This window comes from Mycobacterium sp. (genome assembly GCF_046095365.1).
Classification (GTDB): domain Bacteria; phylum Actinomycetota; class Actinomycetes; order Mycobacteriales; family Mycobacteriaceae; genus Mycobacterium.
Genome location: NZ_JBJTJF010000030.1, coordinates 1 through 5064, shown reverse-complemented (window position 1 = coordinate 5064; position 5064 = coordinate 1). Strand labels below are relative to the sequence as shown.

The 5064-nt window shown below is 73.0% G+C and carries 7 protein-coding genes; all 7 read right to left on the bottom strand.

Translation table 11 applies throughout. The features are described 5' to 3' along the window. Positions 1 to 39: 39 nt before the first annotated feature. Positions 40 to 642, bottom strand: coding sequence for a non-canonical purine NTP pyrophosphatase (locus ACKOQ4_RS02375; RefSeq protein ID WP_526288455.1), 603 nt, complete (start codon positions 640 to 642; stop codon positions 40 to 42). Between the two features lie 11 nt (positions 643 to 653). Then, entirely contained in the window at positions 654 to 1433 is a 780-nt protein-coding gene (gene rph, locus ACKOQ4_RS02370; protein WP_526288453.1) for a ribonuclease PH, read from the bottom strand. Between the two features lie 9 nt (positions 1434 to 1442). After that, positions 1443 to 2213 carry a cyclic nucleotide-degrading phosphodiesterase gene (locus ACKOQ4_RS02365; protein WP_526288451.1) on the bottom strand — a complete coding sequence of 257 codons (771 nt, stop codon included), beginning with the start codon at positions 2211 to 2213 and terminating at the stop codon, positions 1443 to 1445. A 51-nt stretch (positions 2214 to 2264) separates the two neighbouring features. Continuing rightward, positions 2265 to 3083, bottom strand: coding sequence for a glutamate racemase (murI, locus tag ACKOQ4_RS02360; protein ID WP_526288449.1), 819 nt, complete (start codon positions 3081 to 3083; stop codon positions 2265 to 2267). Then, positions 3080 to 3745: a rhomboid family intramembrane serine protease gene (locus tag ACKOQ4_RS02355; protein ID WP_526288447.1), complete on the bottom strand. Its 666-nt coding sequence runs from the start codon at positions 3743 to 3745 to the stop codon at positions 3080 to 3082. The genes murI and ACKOQ4_RS02355 overlap by 4 nt, the downstream gene beginning before the upstream one ends. 10 nt (positions 3746 to 3755) lie before the next feature. Further along, entirely contained in the window at positions 3756 to 4832 is a 1077-nt protein-coding gene (locus ACKOQ4_RS02350; protein ID WP_526288445.1) for a P1 family peptidase, read from the bottom strand. Further along, positions 4829 to 5064 (bottom strand): DUF2017 family protein (locus ACKOQ4_RS02345; RefSeq protein WP_526288443.1); only part of this gene is annotated, 236 nt, incomplete at its 5' end. The genes ACKOQ4_RS02350 and ACKOQ4_RS02345, both read right to left, overlap by 4 nt.

The following is a 5064-nucleotide window of genomic DNA, read 5'->3' as shown; positions in this document are numbered from 1 at the left end:
CGGGCCCCCCGCCCCCCGGCCCCCGCCCCACGGCGCTGTCTAGGCCTCGGCCAGCCGCCGCAGCGCCGGAACCAGCAATCCCAGCGCCCGGCCCCGGTGCGACACCGCGTCCTTCTCCGCCGGGCTCAGCTGAGCCGCGCTGCGCGCCTCGCCCTCCGGCATGAACACCGGGTCATACCCGAAACCGCCCTCCCCCAACGGTTCCCGCGCGATGACGCCGGGCCACTGCCCGCTAACCACCGTCGCGTCGCCGGGGCTCGGCCCGGTCACCAGAGCACATACCGACACGAACGCCGCGTGGCGCCGTCCGTCGGGCACGTCAGCCAGCTGGGCCAGCAGCAGCCGGTAGTTCGCGGCATCGTCGCCGTGGCCGCCGGCCCAGCGCGCCGAGAGCACGCCGGGCATCCCGTTGAGCGCGGCGACCTCGATGCCCGAGTCGTCGGCCACCGTCGGCAGTCCGGTCGCGGCGTAGCCGTCGCGGGCCTTGGCGAGAGCGTTCTCCTCGAAGGTCGCACCGGTCTCGGGAGCCTCGTCGTAGGGCGGCACGTCGGCGAGGCACACCAACTGCAGACCCGAGACGCCGGCCGCGTCGAGGACCCGGTGCAGTTCGGCCAGCTTCTTGGGATTACGGCTGGCCACCAGCAGCCGGACGGTCAGGAGCCGAACGCCTTCTTCGGCGGCGGGCCCTCCGGCAGCTCCCCCGGGTAGGGCAGCGCCAGGGCCTCGCGCTGGGCGGCGAACAACGTCTCGCATCCGGCCATGGCCGCGTCGAGCAGTTTGTCCAGAGTGCTGCGCGGGAACGTCGCACCCTCGCCGGTGCCCTGCACCTCCACGAAGGTTCCGGTGTCGGTGACCACCACGTTCATGTCAACCTCGGCGCGGGAGTCCTCCTCGTAGGGCAGGTCCACCCTGACCCGGCCGTCGACCACCCCGACACTGACCGCGGCGATCGCACACGACAGCGGCTTGGGGTCGGACAGCCTGCCGGCCGCCGCGAGGTAAGTCACCGCGTCAGAGAGCGCCACGTAGGCGCCGGTGATCGCCGCGGTGCGGGTGCCGCCGTCAGCCTGCAGCACGTCGCAGTCCACGGCGATGGTGTTCTCCCCGAGCGCGGCCAGGTCGATGCAGGCCCGCAGCGAGCGCCCGACCAGGCGGCTGATCTCCTGGGTGCGACCGCCCAGCCGGCCCTTGACCGCCTCCCGGTCCGAGCGGGTGTGGGTGGCCGCGGGCAGCATGGCGTACTCGGCCGTCAGCCAGCCCAGGCCGGAGCCCTTACGCCAGCGCGGCACCCCTTCGGTGACGCTGGCGGTGCACATCACCCTGGTCTCGCCGAACTCCACCAGCACCGAACCCGCCGGGTGCGAGGTGAACCCCCGGGTGAGGACCACCGGCCGCAGTTCGTCGTCGCGCCGGCCGTCATGTCGAGAAGTCACGGCCAAACCCTATCCGGCCCTGCGGACCTCGATGGTCTCCCCCGGAACCACCGCGTGCACCGGGCCGTCGAACTCCGCCTTGGCTTCGCTGATCACGTCCTCCCGCGACGTCCACGGCGGGATGTGGGTCAACAGCAGTTCCCGGACCCCCGCCCGTTTGGCGACCCGGCCGGCCTCCGCGCCGGACAGGTGCAAGTGGCGGGGCCGGTCCGGGGAGTCGGTCCAGGACGCCTCGCACAGGAAAACGTCGGCGCCGCCGGCCAGTTCGGCCAGCGACTCGCACAGCCCGGTGTCACCGCTGTAGACCAGCGTCGCGCCGTTCGGGTCGGTGATCCGCAGGCCGTAGGACTCCGTCGGGTGGGAGACCAGCCGGGGCAGCACGCTCAGCTCGCCGATGCGCACCGCCTCGCCGTCCACCCACTCGCGCACCTCGAAGATGTCGGTGAAGTCGTCGAGGTCGCCGCCCAGCGGGGACGACGCGGCGGCCAGCCGGGTCCAGGTGTCACTCGGTCCGAACATCAAACCGCGCGCCGGCGCCGGAGTCGGGTGGTAGCGGCGCCAGACGAACAGGCCCGGCACGTCCAGGCAGTGGTCGGCGTGCAGGTGCGAGAGCAGCACGTGCACCCGGTTGGGGTCGGCGTAGCGCTGCAGGGCGCCGAGGACTCCCCCGCCGAAGTCGAGCACCAGCGGCGGGGTGTCCGGCGCGGTCAGCAGGTAGCCCGACGCCGGCGAATCAGGCCCGACGACGCTGCCCGAGCAGCCCAGGACCGTGACTTTCACGCAGCTAAGCTTGCCACGCGGCGGGGCGACAGGAGGGCATCTGCCCGATCGTCAATTCGGCAGCCGGGTCGGCGCGGCCACGCCGGTGACCACCGGACCGAGGAACCGGCTCGCCAGCGCGGTGAACGCCTCCGGGTCGCCGGTGGCCTCGAACACCCGCGCCGCCGAAGCGGGCCGGTCCTGGTGCGGGTGCAGCAGATCCGCCTCGGTCAGCACCCGCAGCAGGTCCTTGGCGGTCTCCTCGGCGCTGGAGACCAGCGTGACCGAGTCCCCCATCACCAGCTGGATCACTCCGGACAGCAGCGGATAGTGCGTGCAGCCCAGCACCAGGGTGTCCACCTGGGCGCGCTGCAGCGGCTCGAGGTAGCCCTCGGCCAGGCCGAGCACCTGACGGCCGCTGGTGACGCCCCGTTCGACGAAGTCGACGAAGCGGGGACAGTCCACCGCGGTGACCTCGACGTCGCGGGCGGCGGCGAAGGCGTCCTGGTAGGCGCCGGAGGCGATGGTCGCGCTGGTGCCGATCACCCCGATCCGGCCGGTGCGGGTGGTGGCCACCGCCCGGCGAACCGCGGGCAGGATGACCTCGACCACCGGGATGTCGTAGCGTTCCCGGGCGTCGCGCAGACAGGCGGCCGAGGCGGTGTTGCAGGCGATCACCAGTGCCTTGACCCCGCGGCCGACCAGGTCGTCGCCGATGGCAAGCGCGTGGGCGCGCACCTGGGGGATGCTCAGCGGCCCGTACGGCCCGTGGGCGGTGTCTCCGACATAGACGATGTCCTCGTCGGGCAACTGGTCGATGATCGAGCGGGCCACCGTCAGGCCGCCGACGCCGGAGTCGAAGATACCGACGGGTGCCAGCGGACCGCTCACGAGAACTGCCCGGGCAGCGGCGGAGCGGCCTTCCTCCGGGCGCGGGCCTCACGTTCCGGGCTGGACAGCAGGTAGGCGGCGAGCACCCCGGCCAGTGCCCCGCACAGGTGCCCCTGCCAGGACACCCCGCCGCAGCCCCGCAGCGCCGGGATCGCGCCCCACAGGATGGAACCGTAGAAGAACAGCACGACCAGGCTGATGGCGATCTGCCAGAGGTGGCGGGTGAGCCAGCCGAACACCAGCAGGAAACCCAGCCAGCCGAACACCAGGCCGGAGGCGCCGATGTGGTTGGTGTCCAGCGGGCAGCCGTCGAGGTCACCGAGCAGCCAGGTGCCCAGACCCCCGACGATCCAGATGATCGCCGTGGCCCACACGAACCGCGCCATCCCGGCCAGCGTCACCAGAAAGCCGAGCACCAGCGCGGGCACGGTGTTGGCGATCAGGTGTCCCCAGTCGGCGTGCAGCAGTGGCGCGAACAGGATGCCCTTCAGCCCGCGCGCCTCCAGCGGCCGGATGCCGTTGCGGTCCAGGGCGTGGCCGGTCAGCTGGTCGACGATCTCGATGAGGTAGAGCACCGCGATGAAGGTGAGCATCGTCGCGCCGCCGATCTTCCACCCGGGCCACCTGCTGGGCGGGGTCGGCGTCTGACCTGGCATCGCCATGGCGATCAGGCTACCGGGGCGGCCCGAACGAACCAGGCAGCGTCTGGCGGTAGGTCGGTATCCCCGCCACCGGCTCGGCGGCCAGCACCCCGGAGAGCACGGCCCTGGCCAGGCAGTCCGCCGCCGCGATGCCGACGGCGGTGGCCAGTTGGGTGTCCGGACGCATCGCCACCGGGGTGTCGGACCCGGGCGGCCCCTCGACGTCTCCGGTCGCCAGAACGAACACGATGTCGCCGTCGACGGGGGTGTGCACCGGCCGGATGGCCCGGGCGAATCCGTCCTGCGCCGCGACCGCGACCCGCCGGCAGCCCCCCGGACCCAGCGCGGCGTCGGTGGCGATCACCGCGATGGTGCTGTTCAGCCTGCTCGACTGGCGCCTGAGCCCGGCGAATCGGGCGACGTCGCCGGCCGGCGGGGCGGTCAACCCGAATTCCTCGGCCAGGTCCGAAGCCCAGGGCAGACCGGTCGCGGTGTCCAGCACCTCCCCGGCGCAGTTGACCACCGCGATCGCCCCCACCGTCACGCCGGACTCCAGCACGGTCGACGCGGTGCCCACCCCGCCTTTGAGCGCCCCGGCCCGCGCGCCGACGCCGGCGCCGACGGACCCCGATGCGACCTCGTTCCCGGCGGCCGCCGCGGCCGCATAGCCGAACTGGGCGGTCGGCCGGTTGGACCACGCGCCGACGGGCAGATCGAAGATCACCGCGGCGGGCACGATGGGCACCACCCCGCCGCTGAACGCGACACCGCGTCCCCGCTCCTCCAGCCAGGCCATCACACCGTCGGCGGCGGCCAGCCCGTAGGCGCTGCCCCCGGTCAGCACCACGGCGTCCACGTGCCGGACGCTGGCGGACGGGTCGAGCAGGTCCGTCTCCCGGCTGCCCGGGGCGCCGCCGCGGACATCCACCGCCCCGACGGTGCCCGGCGGGGCTACCACAACCGTTGTGCCACAGGCCCATCCGCTGCCGGCCCGCTCCGCGGAACCGACCACCGCGTCCGGATCGCAACGGTGATGGTGACCCACCAGGATGCCGGGCACATCGGTGATCGCACCCGGCCCGATCGCCGCACGCCTGTCGGCGGTCACCGGATGGGCTTGCCCATCAGGCCGAGCACCAGGTACTCCTGCAGCACCGTCAGCCACTGGTAGACCTCCAGATGCGCCGCCATCGGGTGACCGGACGGCAGCCGGTCCGGGCCGTCCGGCCCGATCTGCAGGATCGTCCCCAGCGCCAGGCGGATGTCGTTGATCGCCGCGATCCAGGCGTTGGCGTCGTCCTCGGTCAACTCCAGCGGGCCCCCTCCGGTCGGCAGGGTGT

What these genes read in the sequence shown, in the direction of transcription:
- ACKOQ4_RS02355 (WP_526288447.1), bottom strand. Translation starts at nt 3,745, where the DNA reads ATGGCGATGCCAGGTCAGACGCCGACCCCGCCCAGCAGGTGGCCCGGG.